This window comes from Escherichia sp. WS3227_2 (genome assembly GCF_046486495.1).
Classification (GTDB): domain Bacteria; phylum Pseudomonadota; class Gammaproteobacteria; order Enterobacterales; family Enterobacteriaceae; genus Escherichia; species Escherichia coli.
On the sequence record NZ_JBJQLG010000014.1, the window covers coordinates 91314 to 110732 of the forward strand.

The following is a 19419-nucleotide window of genomic DNA, read 5'->3' on the forward strand; positions in this document are numbered from 1 at the left end:
TAATTTCATTATCATGGAAGTTCGTATGTCTGGTTCTGTTGCCGTGACACGCGCCATTGTCGTGCCCGGATTGCTGTTCTTACTGATTATCGCGACGGCATTAAGCCTGCTCATTGGGGCAAAATCACTCCCCGCTTCCGTAGTGCTGGAGGCGCTCTCCGGCACCTGCCAGAGCGCCGACTGCACCATCGTGCTCGACGCGCGACTGCCGCGCACCCTTGCCGGTTTACTGGCAGGCGGTGCGCTTGGGCTTGCCGGGGCGCTGATGCAAACCCTCACCCGAAACCCACTTGCCGACCCCGGCTTGCTTGGTGTGAACGCCGGAGCCAGCTTTGCCATTGTGCTGGGTGCGGCGCTGTTTGGTTACTCATCCGCGCAGGAACAACTGGCGATGGCCTTCGCCGGGGCGCTGGTGGCCTCATTGATTGTTGCCTTTACCGGCAGTCAGGGCGGAGGGCAGTTAAGTCCGGTGCGTTTAACCCTGGCGGGCGTGGCGCTGGCGGCGGTGCTGGAAGGGCTGACCAGCGGCATCGCCCTGCTTAATCCTGACGTCTACGATCAACTGCGTTTCTGGCAAGCCGGTTCGCTGGATATTCGTAATTTACACACCTTAAAAGTAGTGCTGATCCCGGTGCTGATCGCCGGAGTAACCGCGCTATTACTGAGCCGCGCACTGAACAGTTTAAGCCTTGGCAGTGACACCGCGACGGCGCTGGGCAGTCGCGTGGCGCGCACACAGTTGATTGGTCTGCTGGCGATTACCGTGCTTTGCGGTAGTGCAACGGCGGTAGTTGGCCCGATTGCCTTTATTGGCCTGATGATGCCGCACATGGCGCGCTGGCTGGTAGGTGCCGATCATCGCTGGTCGCTGCCCGTCACGCTACTTGCCACCCCTGCCCTGCTGCTGTTTGCCGATATCATCGGGCGGGTGATTGTGCCCGGCGAGTTGCGCGTTTCTGTGGTCAGTGCCTTTATTGGCGCACCGGTGCTGATCTTCCTCGTGCGACGTAAAACGCGAGGTGGCGCATGATTTACGTCTCTCGCCGATTAATCATCACCTGTTTGCTGCTAATTACCGCCTGTGTGGTTGCAGGTATCTGGGGATTACGCAGCGGTACCGTCACGCTGGAAACCTCGCAGATATTCGCCGCGTTGATGGGCGATGCGCCGCGCAGTATGACGATGGTGGTCACCGAATGGCGTTTACCACGCGTGCTGATGGCGCTGTTAATTGGCGCGGCTCTGGGCGTCAGTGGCGCGATTTTTCAGTCGCTGATGCGTAACCCACTCGGCAGTCCTGACGTAATGGGCTTTAACACCGGGGCGTGGAGCGGCGTGCTGGTGGCGATGGTGCTGTTTGGTCAGGACCTGACGGCTATCGCCCTAGCAGCAATGGCGGGCGGCATTGTCACCTCGCTGCTGGTCTGGCTGCTCGCATGGCGTAACGGCATCGACACCTTTCGGTTGATTATTATCGGTATCGGTGTTCGCGCCATGCTGGTGGCCTTTAATACCTGGCTGTTGCTGAAAGCGTCTTTAGAAACGGCACTAACAGCGGGTTTGTGGAATGCCGGATCGCTCAACGGCCTGACGTGGGCAAAAACCTCGCCTTCCGCACCCATCATTATATTGATGCTAATTGCCGCCGCCTTACTGGTACGCCGGATGCGCTTGCTGGAAATGGGCGATGATACCGCGTGTGCGCTGGGCGTCAGCGTCGAACGTTCGCGGCTATTAATGATGCTGGTCGCCGTAGTGCTTACCGCAGCTGCCACTGCCCTGGCGGGGCCGATTTCCTTTATTGCTTTAGTCGCGCCACACATTGCCCGGCGCATTAGCGGCACCGCTCGCTGGGGGCTGACCCAGGCGGCGCTGTGCGGGGCGTTGTTACTGCTGGCGGCCGATCTCTGCGCCCAACAACTGTTTATGCCGTATCAACTTCCGGTTGGCGTCGTTACCGTCAGCCTCGGTGGTATTTACCTTATCGTCTTGTTAATTCAGGAGTCTCGCAAAAAATGACCGAATCAGTAGCCCGTTTGCGTGGCGAACAGTTAACCCTCGGATATGGCAAATATACCGTTGCGGAAAATCTGACTGTAGAAATTCCTGATGGTCACTTCACGGCAATTATCGGGCCAAATGGCTGCGGTAAATCCACGTTACTGCGTACTTTAAGCCGCCTGATGACGCCTGCTCACGGGCATGTCTGGCTGGATGGTGAGCACATTCAACATTACGCCAGTAAAGAGGTTGCACGCCGGATTGGCCTGTTGGCGCAAAATGCTACCACGCCGGGCGATATCACCGTGCAGGAGCTGGTGGCGCGTGGACGTTACCCGCATCAACCGCTGTTTACCCGCTGGCGCAAAGAGGATGAAGAAGCGGTAACGAAAGCGATGCAGGCCACGGGAATCACTCATCTGGCAGATCAAAGCGTGGATACCCTTTCTGGCGGACAACGCCAGCGAGCGTGGATAGCAATGGTGCTGGCCCAGGAAACGGCAATTATGCTGCTCGATGAACCAACGACCTGGCTGGATATCAGTCATCAGATTGATTTGCTGGAACTGTTAAGCGAACTGAACCGCGAGAAAGGCTATACCCTGGCGGCGGTGCTGCACGATCTTAATCAGGCCTGTCGTTACGCCAGCCATTTGATTGCATTGCGGGAAGGGAAAATTGTTGCTCAGGGAGCGCCGAAAGAGATTGTCACTGCTGAATTGATCGAGCGCATTTATGGTCTGCGCTGCATGATTATTGACGACCCGGTTGCCGGAACGCCGCTCGTGGTGCCGCTCGGACGAACGGCACCTTCAACTGCCAAGATTTAAACTAAGTGCTCTTCCATCACGGCATCCTGTTTTCTGGATGCCATCGCATAGCGCAACAGCACGCCACCACAAGCCACCATCCCGCCGACCATCGCAGAAAGGATCACAATAATCGCCTTACCCGGACCGTCTTTTTTCACTGGCAATGACGGGCTTAACTGATATTTAAACGGCGTAAAATTCACATCGTTGATATTTGCTTTTGTTAATTGCTCGACAAGATACTGACGATTACGTAATTCACCGTTCAGTTCCGCAACATCAGTAACCGCTTTTTCAATTTCCAGTTTGCGTTCAATACCGTCTGCGCCGAGAGAAATAGAGAAATCGGGGTCATCTTTAACGGCCTGACCATTACTGTAAACGGGCTTTTTAATTCCTGCCGCGTTGGCAATGTCGAGTGAATAATTGAGGCGCTGAATGTTTGCATCAAGTTGATTTTTCATTTTAATGCGGTCCTGAGCCAGTTTTTCTTTTTCAAACTGGGTTTTAAGCTCCAGTCTATTGCGCTCATTTTCTATCGACTCTTTCACCACCAGAGCAGAGATATAATCGATATACCCGCTCAAAACGGTTTGCGCCTCTTCATTGGTTGGCGCGGTAAAACTTAGCGTCCAGGAGGTATAAAGTGACGGTTCATCTTTTTTCTTACTGGCATTGTCATCAACCGCTTTCATTTTTTCGCTCAATGCGACAATTGCGCGATGCAAATCCAGTTCGTCGATTTTCGCCTCTTTTAATTGGTCCATCACATAAGGTGTTGAGCGCAGGTACTCTTCCAGCAAGCTAACCGACTGAAACTTCTTGATAAACAGGTTAAATGCTTCTGTACGATCAATTTTGATATCCAGATCCAGCACTCGAAGCTTAGTGAATGTTTTCTCAAGCGCCTGCCACTGAACAGGTTCTGGAGGCGTGACAACCGCCGCGCTGGTCCATTTTTGCGGCAGGATGAAAGAGATCAGCAAGCCTGCGCAGGCAAACGCAAAAATGACCGCCATGACCGTTTTTTTGGCCCGCCATAAAACTGCGATTAGATTAAGTAAATCAATTTCATTATTACTGGGCGACGCCAGAGGATACTCAGGAAAATGAGCGTCACTTCCCTGTTTAATATTCAGTGATGACATGGGGTATAACCTGAAAATGAGTCCAATAGGGGAAATCTCCACGGCGCTCACTTTACCAGTTGGTGATAATTATCCGAAGCTGAAGTTTGTAAATTCCTTCCACTGAATGCAACATTCACTCTATTTAAGAGAAATATTCATCAAACCTATAAATCAAACAAATAAAAAACCCATAATTATTTCCTGTAATTATGGGTTTATAGATAATGTTAATTTATCTGTTTAGCGTCGCACGAATAATCGGCCCAATTTTTTCAAACGCCACCGGAGAGATAATATCCACATGCGCACAATCCTGACGATAGATATCCAGCTCAGCAATCCACGGTGCCCAGGCCTGTTCAGGACTCATACCTTCCTGAAGCGTGCGTTCGGCAACAAATAGCGTCGCTTTACCGTCAAACGGTACACTATGAGCAGTCGTCAGCAGGCGCACAGCATCAGCGTAGTTGCCTTCAATGGTGGTAAACAACTCCGTTGAAGTACTTCCCTGCTGTGCCGCCAGGAAGGCCTCGCGCTCGCGGTTAATCTCCGCCAGCACTTCCGGGTCCAGGCCATTAGCCTCTTTTTCCTGCCAGTTTTGCGTTTCTGGCGGCCAGGTATCCAGCAAGCCAAGAAATGCCACCTGTTCACCACGGGCACGCAGCCGCGCCGCAATACCCTGCGCCAGCGTACCGCCCAGCGAATACCCCAGCAGGTAATAAGGGCCGTGCGGTTGTTGTTCAAGTAACGTTGCCAGATGCGCTTCGCAGACTTCATCCAGATTTGCCGCGGTCTGCATGGGGCCATTGGGGCGCGGCGACTGAATGCCGATAATAGACCATTGTGGATCGAGATAACGCGAGAGCACGCTGAACTGCCAGGCAAAACCGGACGCAGGATGGAAACAAAACAGCGTCGGGCCATTACCTTCACGCAACGGCAGAATGGTTTCGAATCCCATGCGCCGGGAGCTGTCCTCGTCACCATCAATAATCGTTGCCAGTTTGGCGACGGTTGATGCGACCATCACCTGCCCCGGCGTCACCTGACGGGCAAACTGCCGACTTAACTGCGCTGCCAATTTCATTGCCAGTAGCGAATGACCACCAAGCGCGAAGAAGTCAGCATCGGCATCCTGCACGTCACAACCCAGCAACGACGCGAATGCCGCAGCGATAATCGTTTCACTGCCCGCTTTCGGCGCACGCCCCGGCGCTTGTGCTTTCAGTTCAGGCAACGGTAAGGCTTTGCGATCCAGCTTGCCGTTGGCGCTAAGCGGCAACTGCGGAAGTTGCAGCAGAACCACGGGCACCATATGCGGTGGCAATGTTTCGCGCAACTGCGCCTGCAATGCAGTGGTATCCAACGGCAGGCCCGATTGCGACACCAGATAGCCCACCAACTGACGCGCATCACCACCAGTGGCTGCCGCCTGGTTAATCACACAGGCGTGGGTAACGGCCTGTTCGACATCCGGCAGCGCCTGCATCACGCGATCAATTTCGCCTAGTTCGATACGCTGCCCGCGAATTTTTAGCTGATCGTCACTGCGCCCGAGGTACTCCACTGCGCCGTTATCCAGCCAGCGGGCAACGTCTCCGGTACGGTACATCCGTTCACCTGGGGCAAAAGGATCGGCAATAAAGCGACTGGCGGTCAGATCGGGTCGTCCCAGATACCCCTGCGCCAGTTGAATACCGGTGAGATAGAGATCACCCGCCACACCTGGCGGCACCGGATGCATCATCGCATCAAGAATACGCAGGCCCGTATTCCACACCGGATAACCAATCGGCACACTGCTACCGCGCACCTGTGCCAGTTCCTCGCCAAAAGCCGGATACCAGCTGACATCTACCGCCGCTTCCGTCGGGCCATATAGATTATGCAACGGCACGCTGGTTAACTGTTGCCATTCGCGGCATAAATCAGCGGGTAAGGCCTCACCACTACAGAAAACCTGTTTCAACGTCGCGCAATTCTGACGAGCGGTTTGCGGAGTCAGCGATGCAACAAATGCCGCCAGCATCGACGGCACAAAGTGCGTGGTCGTTACGCCATATTCGGCAAAGAATTGCTGCATAGCGAGCGGGTCGCGGTGCGCTTCCGGTTCAGCCATCACCAGTTTAGCCCCGGCAATAAACGGCCAGAAAAACTCCCACACCGAGACATCAAAACTGCACGGCGTTTTTTGGGCAACGATATCTTCGCCTGTAAGCGGGTAGTGGTTTTGCATCCAAAGCAGGCGGTTAACGATAGCCGTCTGCCCGACCATTACCCCTTTCGGCCTGCCGGTGGAGCCAGAGGTAAAGATGATATAAGCCGTGTGGTGCGGTTGTGAAAGTTGCAGCGGCGCACTGCCCTGCGGTGTAAGCGGGGCGTTATAGCAAAGGCTGGTTAAATCTGGAACATCGGCAAAGCGCGGCAGTTGATCGTCGGTGGTGATTAACAGCGACGGACGCGCATCTTCCAGCATCATTTTCAGGCGATCGTCCGGATAGCCGGTATCCAGCGGTAACCAGGCCGCACCTGTTTCAACAATCGCATGTAGTGCCAGAGTCAAAAAGACCGAGCGCGGTAGCGCCACCGCCACGCTGTCGCCTGGTTTAACGCCGCGCTCACGCAGCAGATTCGCCAGCGCCACCACCTGCTCGCGCATTTCCCGATAGCTGAACAGGTAACGCGCATCTGCCAGCGCCGGAGCATCCGGTGTTTTTGCCGCTTGTTCTGCCACCAGCGCGCTCAGCGTGGTTTCTGGAATCTCAACCTGAGTGGCGTTGATCTGCGCCAGCTGCACATATTCACCTGGCAGCATAATATCGACATCGCCGCACAACAGCGCCGGATCCGCGGCGAACTGGGCAATCAGCATTTTCAGGCGTTCAGCATGTTGAATTAACGTTGGCTCATCGTAACGCTGTTTATTGGCGAGGATCTCAATACTCAAATCACCGTGTTCATCCGGGAACAGGGCCAGTTCAAGGTCATTAACCGGACCGGTTGCCAGGGTATGGGTTTGCGCCTGAACACCAGGAATATCCAGTTGGTAATCAAATACCTTGATATTGAGTACCGGACCAAACAGCGGTTCATCACCTGCCGCTCGCCCGCTGTCACGGACAATTTGTTCGGCATCGTAACGTTGATGACGACGCATTTTTTTCAGTTGTGCTGCCAGTCGGGTTGCCAGTTGCGGCAGCGTTTCTTGCGCCGCAATGTGAATACCCAACGGCAAAACGTTGAGCACGGGTCCGGTAGCCGTCAGCGCCGCCGAGCCCAGTCGACGCATAAAGATAAACCCGGCAGCGTAGTCCATGCGGTTGCACAATCGCCCCAGCCACAAGGCTGCCAACGCAAGTGCTAAATCGGTACGCTGCACACCTGAAAGTTGCGTAGCCAGCTGGCGGAATTCCCCGTCGGTAAATTCCAGTTTCAGGCGTAGAATATCTGCCGAGGCGCTGCGCCCCGGTAAAGGTGCCGGAGAAAGTGACGCGGGCGGCGGCAATTGACGACGCTGTTCCGCCCAGAATGCCGCATCACGCTGCCAGGCTTCGCTTTCGCGGTATTGCTGGTACTCTTCCACTACATCAGCGAAAGGCGTAAACGGCGAAGCAGGCGTTGGTTCGCCACGCAGCCATGCGCAGTAAATATTGGCGATCTGGCGGGTAATGGCTGGGAAACTGAAGCCATCGACCAGCAAATGGTGATAACGCTGATACCAGTACCAGCGGTTATCCGCCACCTGTATCAACTGATGAAAGACCAGTGGTTTACCGCTATCGACGCGCAGATCTTGTTGCAAATCTGCCTGCATTAATGCCCGCGCAGTACCGTGCGGATCAATGTTGGTTCGCAGGTCGATAATTTCTGGCAGTTCGAACGTCAGCGCATCATCGACCCACTGCCAGACTTCGCCGTTATCTTCCGTAAAACGCATCCGCAGCGTATCTGCTTGCGCTAATCCGGCAACCACCGCGCGGGCCAGTAATGGCGCATCAACCTCTCCGGTTAACTCAACGTAATGCGCCACGCTCCAGGCGGAGGGTAAATCCGACAGTTTTTCTGCCATCCAGATGCCGGGCTGTGCGGCGACCAAAGGTAAATGCTGGCTCATTGCGCCTCCTGCAACTGGGTGAAATTCGACGGTGTCAGAGTACGCCAGTGGGCTTCCAGCCACTGCTGGCAGGACGCCTGTGACTGCGGCTGACACACAACGTCCCAGCCTGCCGGTAAGGCGCATTGTTGCGGCCACAGACTGAATTGCCCCTGCGCATTGCGCAAAATGTAAAACGCTCCCTGCGGATCATCGAAGGGATTACTGAATGCCATATTCAACTCCTGTCATGGAAAAGTGGTTGCCAGAGGTCGATTAGCCCCTGCATCAAGCCACCGCGCCAACAAAGCGCATCATGTCCGCCGTCAACCTGACGCCAGAAAATGGATTCTTTTATGGGGTGTAATTGCGCATACAGCGCCTGATTGGCCCGCATAATCATCGGCTCGCGAATACCCGCTTCCAGCACAATGCGCAGACCTTCGGCGCTAACTTCACCAGCTTTAAGTTGCTCAAGTAAAACACCTTCTTGCTGCCCGCCCCGATGCGGCCACCAGTACGATCCTGACTGGCTTAATACACAGCCAAAGCGTTCAGGCCAGTGCAGTCCGGCATACAGCGCGGAAAGCCCACCAAAACTCTGCCCGGCGACCACGGTGCGATCGGCGCGATCGTTAAAAGGGGCAATAGCTTTCACCAGGGGTAATAACTCTTGCTGTACTGCCAGCCAGAAATCCGCATTACACGGCAGTTCGTGGGCGCGGTGCGTGGTGTCGATAGCGTCGATCAACACATACACGGCGGGAGGAAGTTGCCGACGATGGGTCAGCGAAGTTAGCGCAGGCCAGACGGGCATACTTTGCGCCCAAAATTCGCCATCGAGCAAAACTGCCAGCGGGCGTTCTTCTGCTGTTGCATCGCCGGTGGTAAAAATCCATACACGGCGTGAATTTTTCAACCGTTCACTTTTCCAGATAATTTCTTTGGCAGGCGTTTCTGGCGCTTGCGGACAATTCCAACCCGGTTGTAGGGGCGCTTGCGGCATTTCGAGTGCAGAAACAGCGTGCCCTCGCCCGCCTTTCCAGCTTTGTGGATTCAGCGGATCGGCTATCGCCTGGGGTAATAGTTTTCGCCAGCCTTCGCGTAATTCGAGGCGATCGGGGGATGGTGCAGAAAAAATGTCATCGCGTTCAGTAGGAATAAAGCAGTAGCTGCCGCGCCAGTTGGCATTGAGTTGTGTCGTCCACTGCCAAACATCGGTTCCTGCAATTCGCTGCATCGACTGGGGCTGGCTGTTCTGATGGTGATCGGTCACACCAGTGATGTAGACCCATACGCGCTTTATCGTCGAGTATTCTTCAGAACCTTGGGGATCACGCCACCAGAAAGTGACCTCAAACATTTCGTCATTCAGACGCTGCCATTCCGGGCCATGTTTCGACTGCCACCAGCTCTCACTTCCTACTTTTAACGCCGTCACACCATAACCCCATGTTTACTGTGCAATTTTTCATTGATTGCAGAAATATATTGATAATATTATTGATAACTATTTGCATTTGCAATAGCGTAATGGCGCGCCGTGGGAAGCGCGGACATTAATTAACCAACTGCACTGCGTGTCTTTCAGGATCAAAGGTTTTCGCGGTAGCGGGATGCGTCGTGTTGATGACGACCATGCCCGACAGTTGCAATTCGTGGCAAAAATGCAGGAATAAAACAATGAACAAGAAGATTCATTCCCTGGCCTTGTTGGTCAATCTGGGGATTTATGGGGTAGCGCAGGCACAAGAGCCGACCGATACTCCTGTTTCACATGACGATACCATTGTCGTTACCGCCGCCGAGCAGAACTTGCAGGCACCTGGCGTTTCGACCATCACCGCAGATGAAATCCGCAAAAACCCGGTTGCCCGCGATGTGTCGGAGATCATCCGTACCATGCCAGGCGTTAACCTGACCGGTAACTCCACCAGTGGTCAGCGTGGGAATAACCGACAGATTGATATTCGCGGCATGGGTCCGGAAAACACGCTGATTTTGATTGACGGCAAGCCGGTAAGCAGCCGTAACTCGGTGCGTCAGGGCTGGCGTGGCGAGCGCGATACCCGTGGTGATACCTCCTGGGTGCCACCTGAAATGATTGAACGTATTGAAGTTCTGCGTGGTCCGGCAGCTGCGCGTTATGGCAACGGCGCGGCGGGCGGCGTGGTTAACATCATTACCAAAAAAGGCAGCGGTGAGTGGCACGGCTCCTGGGACGCTTATTTCAATGCGCCAGAACATAAAGAGGAAGGTGCCACCAAACGCACTAACTTTAGCCTCACCGGTCCGCTGGGCGACGAATTCAGCTTCCGCTTGTATGGCAACCTCGACAAAACTCAGGCTGACGCGTGGGATATCAACCAGGGCCATCAGTCCGCGCGTGCCGGAACGTATGCCACGACGTTACCAGCCGGGCGCGAAGGGGTAATTAACAAAGATATTAATGGCGTGGTGCGCTGGGACTTCGCGCCTCTGCAATCACTCGAACTGGAAGCGGGCTACAGCCGCCAGGGTAACCTGTATGCGGGCGACACCCAGAACACCAACTCTGACTCCTATACCCGCTCGAAATATGGCGATGAAACCAACCGTCTGTATCGCCAGAACTACTCGCTGACATGGAACGGCGGCTGGGATAACGGCGTGACCACCAGCAACTGGGTGCAGTACGAACACACCCGTAACTCGCGTATTCCGGAAGGTCTGGCGGGCGGTACCGAAGGGAAATTTAACGAAAAAGCGACACAGGATTTCGTCGATATCGATCTCGATGACGTGATGCTGCACAGCGAAGTTAACCTGCCGATTGATTTCCTCGTTAACCAGACGCTGACGCTGGGTACGGAGTGGAATCAGCAGCGGATGAAGGATTTAAGTTCCAACACCCAGGCGCTCACTGGGACGAATACCGGCGGTGCTATTGATGGCGTGAGTGCCACCGACCGTAGCCCGTATTCAAAAGCAGAAATTTTCTCGCTATTTGCCGAAAACAATATGGAGCTGACTGACAGCACCATCGTAACGCCGGGGCTGCGTTTCGATCATCACAGCATTGTTGGCAATAACTGGAGTCCGGCGCTGAACATCTCGCAAGGTTTAGGCGATGACTTCACGCTGAAAATGGGCATTGCCCGTGCTTATAAAGCGCCGAGTCTGTACCAGACTAACCCGAACTACATTCTCTACAGTAAAGGTCAGGGCTGCTATGCCAGCGCGGGCGGCTGCTATCTGCAAGGTAATGATGACCTGAAAGCAGAAACCAGCATCAACAAAGAGATTGGTCTGGAGTTCAAACGCGACGGCTGGCTGGCGGGCGTCACCTGGTTCCGTAACGATTATCGCAATAAGATTGAAGCGGGCTATGTGGCTGTAGGGCAAAACGCAGTCGGCACCGATCTCTATCAGTGGGATAACGTACCGAAAGCGGTGGTTGAAGGTCTGGAAGGATCGTTAAACGTACCGGTTAGCGAAACGGTGATGTGGACCAATAACATCACTTATATGCTGAAGAGTGAAAACAAAACCACGGGCGACCGTTTGTCGATCATCCCGGAGTATACGTTGAACTCAACGCTGAGCTGGCAGGCACGGGAAGATTTGTCGATGCAAACAACCTTCACCTGGTACGGCAAGCAGCAGCCGAAGAAGTACAACTATAAAGGTCAGCCAGCGGTTGGACCGGAAACCAAAGAAATCAGCCCGTACAGCATTGTTGGCCTGAGCGCGACCTGGGATGTAACGAAGAATGTCAGTCTGACCGGCGGCGTGGACAACCTGTTCGACAAACGTTTGTGGCGTGCGGGTAATGCCCAGACCACAGGCGATCTGGCAGGAGCCAACTATATCGCCGGTGCCGGGGCATATACCTATAACGAGCCGGGACGTACGTGGTATATGAGCATTAATACTCACTTCTGATGCTAACGTCAGATTGTTGACAAAGTGCGCGTCGTTCATGCCGGATGCGGCGTGAACGCCTTATCCGGCCTACAAAAATCTTGCCAATTCAATATATTGCAGGACCACGTAGGCCTGATAAGCGTAGCGCATCAGGCAGTTTTGTGTTTGTCATCATTCTCTAATATGGTCGACATGAAAACTACGCATACCGCCCTCCCCTTTGCAGGACATACGCTGCATTTTGTTGAGTTTGATCCGGCGAGTTTTCGCGAGCAGGATTTACTCTGGCTGCCGCACTACGCGCAACTGCAACACGCTGGACGTAAACGTAAAACAGAGCATTTAGCCGGACGGATCGCTGCAGTTTATGCGCTGCGGGAATATGGCTATAAATGTGTGCCCGCAATCGGCGAGCTACGCCAACCTGTGTGGCCTGCGGAGGTATACGGCAGTATTAGCCACTGTGGGGCTACGGCATTAGCCGTGGTATCTCGTCAACCGATTGGCATTGATATCGAAGAGATTTTCTCTGTACAAACCGCAAGAGAATTGACAAACAACATTATTACACCAGCAGAACACGAGCGACTCGCAGAATGCGGTTTAACCTTTTCTCTGGCGCTGACACTGGCATTTTCCGCCAAAGAGAGCGCATTTAAGGCAAGCAAGATACAGGCCACTCAAGGTTTTCTGGATTATCAGATAATTAGCTGGAATAAACAGCAGATCATCATTCGACTAGAGGATGAGCAGTTTGCTGTGCACTGGCAGATAAAAGAAAAAATAGTCATAACGCTGTGCCAACACGATTAATTGACAACATCTGGTACGATTCGCCCGCAGCCATCACTGACCACGGGCGAAAGTGTAAAGCAGGTGCCTTACCATCCTGACCTGACAACCGGATATGCGGGGATTACTCCCCGCACAACGGCTACTTCTTCGGTTCGTAAGCGAGAACAGCCTTAAACTCAATATTACGTTCCTTCACCGTAAACTCACACAGCGAGTCGCGGACCAGAAGCGTAAATCCCAGCACCGTTAAACACAGCACTATGACTGCCACAAGGGCATATTTCGTCAGCATGTTTATATTGCCTCCATGCGAAGAAGGGACTACCATCCGAGTTGTTGAGGTTCGGAGTGGCAGCCCCAGGATTGATAGAAATATCTCCTGGGGCTTCATCTTTCCAGACCTCAGAGTAAACCTGAAACCGGAAAGCTTCAGGCACCCGCTGTTATCTTACCCTTCCTTAGCAAAATAACTGTTTATTTATACAGCTAGTCCTGTTTCGGACTTCTGTTGGCAACACTCGTTATTGCTCGTAAAACGACATCGCCCGCAGCCATTGCTGACCGCGGGCGAAAGTGTAAAGCAGGTGCCTTACCACCCTGACCTGACAACCGGATATGCGGGGATTACTCCCCGCACAACGGCTACTTCTTCGGTTCGTAAGCGAGAACAGCCTTAAACTCAATATTACGTTCCTTCACCGTAAACTCACACAGCGAGTCTCCGACCAGAAGCGTAAATCCCAGCACCGTCAAACACAGCACTATGACTGCCGCAAGGGCATATTTCGTCAGCATGTTTATATTGCCTCCATGCGAAGAAGGGACTACCATCCAAATTGTTTGGGTTTGGAGTGGCAGCCCCAGGGTTGATAGAAATATCGTCCTGGGGCTTCATCTTTCCAGACCTCAGAGTAAACCTGAAACCGGAAAGCTTCAGGCACCCGCCGTTATCTTACCCTTCCTTAGCAAAATGGCTGTTTATTTATACAGTAAGTCCTGTTTCGGACTTCTCAATCCTCATTTGATCAACTGAAGCTGAACCCGTTTTTTTCTGCATGCCTCAATCGTCAAAATTCTTCGCCACCAGTCCGCACTGCCATAACTTGTCATATTGCAAAATGTAGCCAATTTGCTTCAGTCACCATCACCAAAAAAAAGAAACATTCCAGAACTTCCGCATCTCGCCCAGTCGCGCCCACTTCTATACTGAATAGAAAACGCCAACATAAGAGAAACCTATGCCATTACCCGATTTTCATGTTTCTGAACCTTTTACCCTCGGTATTGAACTGGAAATGCAGGTGGTTAATCCGCCGGGCTATGACTTAAGCCAGGACTCTTCAATGCTGATTGACGCGGTTAAAAATAAGATCACGGCCGGAGAGGTAAAGCACGATATCACCGAAAGTATGCTGGAGCTGGCGACGGATGTTTGCCGTGATATCAACCAGGCTGCAGGGCAATTTTCAGCGATGCAGAAAGTCGTATTGCAGGCAGCCGCAGATCATCATCTGGAAATTTGCGGCGGTGGCACGCACCCGTTTCAGAAATGGCAGCGTCAGGAGGTATGCGATAACGAACGCTATCAACGAACGCTGGAAAACTTTGGTTATCTCATTCAACAGGCGACCGTTTTTGGTCAGCATGTCCATGTTGGTTGCGCCAGTGGCGATGACGCCATTTATTTGCTGCACGGCCTGTCACAGTTTGTGCCGCACTTTATCGCCCTTTCCGCCGCGTCACCATATATGCAAGGAACGGATACGCGTTTTGCCTCCTCACGACCGAATATTTTTTCCGCCTTTCCCGATAATGGCCCGATGCCGTGGGTCAGTAACTGGCAACAATTTGAAGCCCTGTTTCGTTGCCTGAGTTACACCACGATGATCGACAGCATTAAAGATCTGCACTGGGATATTCGCCCCAGCCCTCATTTTGGCACGGTGGAGGTTCGGGTAATGGATACCCCGTTAACCCTTAGCCATGCGGTAAATATGGCAGGATTGATTCAGGCTACCGCCCACTGGTTACTGACGGAACGCCCGTTTAAACATCAGGAGAAAGATTACCTGCTGTATAAATTCAACCGTTTCCAGGCCTGCCGCTATGGGCTGGAAGGCGTCATTACCGATCCGCATACTGGCGATCGTCGGTCACTAACGGAAGACACCTTGCGTTTACTGGAAAAAATCGCCCCTTCGGCACATAAAATTGGTGCATCGAGCGCAATTGAAGCACTGCACCGCCAGGTCGTCAGTGGTCTGAATGAAGCGCAGCTAATGCGTGATTTCGTCGCCGATGGTGGCTCGCTAATTGGGCTGGTGAAAAAGCATTGTGAGATCTGGGCTGGTGACTAAGCCGGGAATTGCCTTACAGAAGAATATCCCTGACAATGGTGTTTTAACTTACATTTAACAATGTTATGAAACACCCTTTAGAAACCTTGACCACCGCAGCAGGCATTTTGCTGATGGCTTTCCTTTCTTGCCTGCTGCTGCCCGCCCCCGCACTGGGGCTGACGCTGGCACAAAAACTGGTGACCATGTTCCATCTGATGGATCTTAGCCAGCTTTACACTTTATTGTTTTGTCTGTGGTTTTTAGTGCTGGGCGCTATTGAGTATTTTGTTCTGCGCTTTATCTGGCGACGCTGGTTCTCACTGGCGGATTAAACGTCGATTATCGCCGTACTTCGCGGCATACTTTGCTTATTCTCCTTCGCCTAAAGGAACGTTTATGGATAAGCAATCACTGCACGAAACGGCGAAACGCCTGGCCCTTGAGTTACCCTTTGTCGAGCTTTGCTGGCCGTTTGGCCCGGAGTTCGATGTTTTTAAAATTGGCGGCAAGATTTTTATGCTGTCGTCGGAGCTGCGCGGCGTCCCCTTTATCAATCTGAAGTCCGATCCACAAAAATCCCTGCTAAATCAGCAAATATACCCAAGCATCAAGCCAGGGTATCACATGAATAAAAAGCACTGGATTTCGGTGTATCCCGGCGAGGAAATCTCCGAAGCGTTACTTCGCGATCTGATCAACGATTCGTGGAATCTGGTGGTTGATGGTCTGGCTAAACGCGATCAAAAACGACTGCGTCCTGACTCAACCGTAAATCAATAGCGCATTTTTCTCGCTTACCATTTCATCTCGATCCTTGTAATCTGCTGGCACGCAAAATTACTTTCACATGGAGTCTTTATGGATATCATTTCTGTCGCCTTAAAGCGTCATTCCACTAAGGCATTTGATGCCAGCAAAAAACTTACCCCGGAACAGGCCGAGCAGATCAAAACTCTCCTGCAATACAGCCCATCCAGCACCAACTCCCAGCCATGGCATTTTATTGTTGCCAGCACGGAAGAAGGTAAAGCGCGTGTTGCCAAATCCGCTGCCGATAATTACGTGTTCAACGAGCGTAAAATGCTTGATGCCTCGCACGTCGTGGTGTTCTGTGCAAAAACCGCGATGGACGATGCCTGGCTGAAGCTGGTTGTTGACCAGGAAGATGCCGATGGCCGCTTTGCCACGCCGGAAGCGAAAGCCGCGAACGATAAAGGTCGCAAGTTCTTCGCCGATATGCACCGTAAAGATCTGCATGATGATGCGCAGTGGATGGCAAAACAGGTTTATCTCAACGTCGGTAACTTCCTGCTCGGCGTGGCGGCGCTGGGTCTGGACGCGGTGCCCATCGAAGGTTTTGACGCCGCCATCCTCGATGAAGAATTTGGTCTGAAAGAGAAAGGCTACACCAGTCTGGTGGTTGTTCCGGTAGGTCATCACAGCGTTGAAGATTTTAACGCTACGCTGCCGAAATCTCGTCTGCCGCAAAACATCACCTTAACCGAAGTGTAATTCTCTCTTGCCGGGCATCTGCCCGGCTATTTCCCCTCAGATTCTCCTGATTTGCATAACCCTGTTTCAGCCGTCATCATAGGCTGCTGTTGTATAAAGGAGACGTTATGCAGGATTTAATATCCCAGGTTGAAGATTTAGCGGGTATTGAGATCGATCACACCACCTCAATGGTGATGATTTTCGGTATTATTTTTCTGACCGCCGTCGTGGTGCATATTATTTTGCATTGGGTGGTACTGCGGACCTTCGAAAAACGCGCCATTGCCAGTTCACGGCTTTGGTTGCAAATCATTACCCAGAATAAACTCTTCCACCGTTTAGCTTTTACCCTGCAGGGGATTATCGTCAATATTCAGGCGGTATTCTGGCTGCAAAAAGGCACCGAAGCGGCAGATATTCTGACTACCTGCGCGCAGTTGTGGATCATGATGTATGCGCTGCTTTCAGTCTTCTCGTTGCTGGATGTTATTTTGAATCTGGCGCAGAAATTCCCGGCGGCATCTCAGTTACCGCTGAAAGGGATATTTCAGGGGATTAAACTGATCGGCGCGATTCTGGTCGGCATTTTGATGATCTCGCTGCTGATTGGTCAGTCGCCAGCGATTCTGATCAGCGGTCTTGGTGCAATGGCTGCCGTGCTGATGTTGGTATTTAAAGATCCGATTCTTGGTCTGGTGGCAGGTATTCAGCTTTCCGCGAACGATATGCTGAAACTGGGCGACTGGCTGGAGATGCCGAAATACGGCGCGGATGGCGCGGTGATCGATATTGGGTTAACCACCGTCAAAGTGCGTAACTGGGACAATACCATTACCACTATTCCCACCTGGTCTCTGGTCTCTGACTCCTTTAAAAACTGGAGCGGGATGTCAGCATCTGGCGGGCGACGTATTAAGCGCAGTATCAGTATTGATGTCACCAGTATTCGTTTTCTTGATGAAGGCGAAATGGAACGTCTGAATAAAGCGCATTTGTTAAAGCCATATTTAACCAGCCGCCATCAGGAAATTAATGAGTGGAATCGCCAGCAAGGTTCTACGGAGTCGGTATTAAACCTGCGCCGAATGACCAATATTGGAACCTTTCGTGCCTATCTGAACGAATATCTGCGGAATCATCCGCGGATTCGCAAAGATATGACCTTAATGGTACGCCAACTGGCTCCTGGTGATAACGGTTTACCGCTCGAGATCTATGCGTTTACCAACACCGTGGTGTGGCTGGAATATGAAAGCATTCAGGCTGATATATTCGACCATATATTTGCGATTGTCGAAGAGTTTGGTCTGCGACTTCATCAGTCGCCAACTGGCAATGATATTCGCTCTCTGGCGGGTGCATTTAAGCAGTAATTAAAAAAACCGCTCTTATCGAATGGATGAGAGCGGTTTCGGATGGTTGACATCGTTTTGTCGGATGTAGCGTGAATGCCTTATTTCCGACGCAGCGTTTTAAACGCTACAAACAGGAATACAATCCACACTGGCAGCAGAATCGCTGACAAGCGCATATCATCCATCGTGCACATCAGCAGCCAAATCATGCCGAGGAAGGCGATGCAAAGATAGTTGCCGAACGGATAGAGCAGCGCCTTAAACTGTGTTTCACGTCCCTGACGTCGCATCGCCGCGCGAAAACGCAGATGCGCCAGGCAGATCATAATCCAGTTCAACAGCAGCGTTGCTACCACCAGCGCCATCAGCAGACCAAACGCTTTTTGCGGCAGCAGATAGTTGATTAACACCACCAGCGAAGTGATGGCTCCGGAAAGCATCAGCGAGTTAATCGGCACGCCGCGACGGCTGACGCGAGTCAAAAACTTCGGCGCATTACCCTGCACAGAAAGGCCAAACAGCATCCGACTGTTAGAGTAAACCCCGCTGTTATACACCGACAGCGATGCCACCAGAATGACGAAGTTCAGCGCAGAAGCTACCACGTTGCTGTCGAGATTATGGAAAATCATCACAAACGGGCTACTGTTAGATTTCACTTCCACCCACGGATAGAGTGCCAGTAAAACCACCAGTGAACCGATGTAAAACAGCAGGATGCGATACACTACCTGATTTACCGCTTTCGGAATGCTTTTTTCCGGATCGCGCGCTTCAGCGGCAGTAATCCCAATCAGCTCCAGACCGCCGAAGGAGAACATAATCACCGCCAGCGACAAAATCAGCCCATTCCAGCCGGTGGCAAAGAAACCACCGTAGCGCCAGAGGTTGTCGATACTGGCTTTCTCGCCGCCGTGACCAGAAAACAGCAGCCACAGGCCAAAGCCGATCATACCGATGATCGCCAGCACTTTAATCAGCGCAAACCAGAACTCGGTTTCGCCATATAAGCGCACGTTCACCAGGTTAACGGCGTTGATGATAATAAAGAAGGCGGCAGCCCAAATCCACGTTGGAACATCCGGGAACCAGTACTGCATATAGATGCCCGCAGCGGTCAGCTCTGCCATTCCCACCAGCACGAACATCACCCAGTAGTTCCAGCCGGAGAGGAACCCGGCGAACGGTCCCCAGTATTTATAGGCAAAGTGGGCAAATGAACCAGATACCGGCTCTTCGACCACCATCTCGCCGAGCTGGCGCATAATCAGGAAAGCGATGATCCCGGCGACGCCGTAGCCCAGCAATACAGCCGGACCCGCCATCTGAATCGCCGGGCCAATGCCAAGAAACAGACCAGTACCAATTGCGCCACCCAGCGCAATCAGTTGAATATGACGGTTATGTAATCCGCGATGAAGCGTCGGCTCTTGATTCGACGCAGTATCTTCCGATACGGTTGACGCGTTTTTCACGCCTTTCCCCTGTGTGTCT

At 52.6% G+C, this 19419-nt stretch carries 18 protein-coding genes and 1 pseudogene; 12 read left to right on the forward strand and 7 right to left on the reverse strand.

Annotated features, from left to right (window positions below):
* Positions 1–25 precede the first annotated feature (25 nt).
* From fepD to fepC, 3 genes are read left to right on the forward strand one after another with little or no spacing between them, the layout of a single operon-like run.
* Positions 26–1030, forward strand: a complete 1005-nt coding sequence (fepD, locus tag ACJHXB_RS19060; RefSeq protein ID WP_001469130.1) for a Fe(3+)-siderophore ABC transporter permease — start codon at positions 26–28, stop codon at positions 1028–1030.
* Positions 1027–2019: an iron-enterobactin ABC transporter permease gene (fepG, locus tag ACJHXB_RS19065; protein ID WP_000640924.1), complete on the forward strand. Its 993-nt coding sequence runs from the start codon at positions 1027–1029 to the stop codon at positions 2017–2019. The genes fepD and fepG overlap by 4 nt, the downstream gene beginning before the upstream one ends.
* The gene (fepC, locus tag ACJHXB_RS19070) at positions 2016–2831 is read left to right on the forward strand and encodes an iron-enterobactin ABC transporter ATP-binding protein (protein WP_000140646.1); all 816 of its coding nucleotides are present in this window, start codon (positions 2016–2018) and stop codon (positions 2829–2831) included. The genes fepG and fepC overlap by 4 nt, the downstream gene beginning before the upstream one ends.
* Here fepC and wzz(fepE) read toward each other — a convergent pair.
* The 4 genes from wzz(fepE) to fes all read right to left on the reverse strand — a co-directional run bounded on the left by wzz(fepE) (position 2828) and on the right by fes (position 9477).
* The gene (gene wzz(fepE), locus ACJHXB_RS19075; RefSeq protein ID WP_000096709.1) at positions 2828–3961 is read right to left on the reverse strand and encodes an LPS O-antigen length regulator Wzz(fepE); all 1134 of its coding nucleotides are present in this window, start codon (positions 3959–3961) and stop codon (positions 2828–2830) included. The two genes, fepC and wzz(fepE), sit on opposite strands and share 4 nt — an antisense overlap.
* Before the next feature lie 214 nt (positions 3962–4175).
* Entirely contained in the window at positions 4176–8057 is a 3882-nt protein-coding gene (entF, locus tag ACJHXB_RS19080; protein ID WP_000077750.1) for an enterobactin non-ribosomal peptide synthetase EntF, read from the reverse strand.
* Positions 8054–8272, reverse strand: coding sequence for an enterobactin biosynthesis protein YbdZ (gene ybdZ, locus ACJHXB_RS19085; protein WP_000885788.1), 219 nt, complete (start codon positions 8270–8272; stop codon positions 8054–8056). Before ybdZ ends, entF begins: the two co-directional genes overlap by 4 nt.
* A 2-nt stretch (positions 8273–8274) precedes the next feature.
* On the reverse strand, positions 8275–9477 hold the full coding sequence (fes, locus tag ACJHXB_RS19090) for an enterochelin esterase (RefSeq protein WP_000125831.1): 1203 nt from the start codon (positions 9475–9477) through the stop codon (positions 8275–8277).
* Between the two features lie 242 nt (positions 9478–9719).
* Here fes and fepA point away from each other — a divergent pair, with 242 nt between their 5' ends.
* A complete protein-coding gene (gene fepA / locus ACJHXB_RS19095; protein ID WP_001034923.1) occupies positions 9720–11960 on the forward strand; it encodes a siderophore enterobactin receptor FepA in 2241 nt (746 codons plus the stop codon).
* 174 nt (positions 11961–12134) lie between these two features.
* Positions 12135–12755 (forward strand): enterobactin synthase subunit EntD, encoded by a 621-nt coding sequence (gene entD / locus ACJHXB_RS19100; protein WP_001366506.1) that lies wholly within the window; start codon positions 12135–12137, stop codon positions 12753–12755.
* Positions 12756–12876: 121 nt separating this feature from the next.
* On the opposite strand, the gene hokE (ACJHXB_RS19105) is transcribed toward entD, so the two are convergent.
* Positions 12877–13029: a type I toxin-antitoxin system toxin HokE gene (gene hokE / locus ACJHXB_RS19105; RefSeq protein ID WP_000956470.1), complete on the reverse strand. Its 153-nt coding sequence runs from the start codon at positions 13027–13029 to the stop codon at positions 12877–12879.
* Between hokE (ACJHXB_RS19105) and ACJHXB_RS19110 the strand changes: the two are divergent.
* Positions 12998–13227 (forward strand): annotated as a pseudogene (locus tag ACJHXB_RS19110) (hypothetical protein). The gene hokE (ACJHXB_RS19105) and the pseudogene ACJHXB_RS19110 sit on opposite strands and share 32 nt — an antisense overlap.
* 152 nt (positions 13228–13379) lie before the next feature.
* Here the strand turns inward: ACJHXB_RS19110 and hokE (ACJHXB_RS19115) are convergent.
* Positions 13380–13532, reverse strand: coding sequence for a type I toxin-antitoxin system toxin HokE (gene hokE, locus ACJHXB_RS19115; protein ID WP_000956455.1), 153 nt, complete (start codon positions 13530–13532; stop codon positions 13380–13382).
* Between hokE (ACJHXB_RS19115) and ACJHXB_RS19120 the strand changes: the two genes are divergently transcribed.
* The 6 genes from ACJHXB_RS19120 to ybdG all read left to right on the forward strand — a co-directional run bounded on the left by ACJHXB_RS19120 (position 13501) and on the right by ybdG (position 17943).
* On the forward strand, positions 13501–13770 hold the full coding sequence (locus ACJHXB_RS19120) for a hypothetical protein (RefSeq protein ID WP_071526521.1): 270 nt from the start codon (positions 13501–13503) through the stop codon (positions 13768–13770). The genes hokE (ACJHXB_RS19115) and ACJHXB_RS19120 overlap by 32 nt on opposite strands.
* Positions 13771–13975: 205 nt before the next feature.
* Positions 13976–15094, forward strand: coding sequence for a YbdK family carboxylate-amine ligase (locus tag ACJHXB_RS19125; protein ID WP_001130628.1), 1119 nt, complete (start codon positions 13976–13978; stop codon positions 15092–15094).
* Positions 15095–15159: 65 nt separating this feature from the next.
* Complete coding sequence (locus ACJHXB_RS19130; protein WP_000682518.1) at positions 15160–15408, forward strand: DUF1158 domain-containing protein; 249 nt, start codon at positions 15160–15162, stop codon at positions 15406–15408.
* A 64-nt stretch (positions 15409–15472) separates the two neighbouring features.
* Positions 15473–15856, forward strand: coding sequence for an MmcQ/YjbR family DNA-binding protein (locus ACJHXB_RS19135; protein ID WP_000360948.1), 384 nt, complete (start codon positions 15473–15475; stop codon positions 15854–15856).
* A 78-nt stretch (positions 15857–15934) separates the two neighbouring features.
* Positions 15935–16588 carry an oxygen-insensitive NAD(P)H nitroreductase gene (nfsB, locus tag ACJHXB_RS19140; protein WP_000351452.1) on the forward strand — a complete coding sequence of 218 codons (654 nt, stop codon included), beginning with the start codon at positions 15935–15937 and terminating at the stop codon, positions 16586–16588.
* Positions 16589–16695: 107 nt separating this feature from the next.
* Positions 16696–17943 (forward strand): mechanosensitive ion channel YbdG, encoded by a 1248-nt coding sequence (ybdG, locus tag ACJHXB_RS19145; protein WP_001153150.1) that lies wholly within the window; start codon positions 16696–16698, stop codon positions 17941–17943.
* A gap of 80 nt (positions 17944–18023) precedes the next feature.
* On the opposite strand, the gene pheP is transcribed toward ybdG, so the two are convergent.
* The gene (gene pheP / locus ACJHXB_RS19150; protein ID WP_000786323.1) at positions 18024–19400 is read right to left on the reverse strand and encodes a phenylalanine transporter; all 1377 of its coding nucleotides are present in this window, start codon (positions 19398–19400) and stop codon (positions 18024–18026) included.
* Positions 19401–19419: the final 19 nt, after the last annotated feature.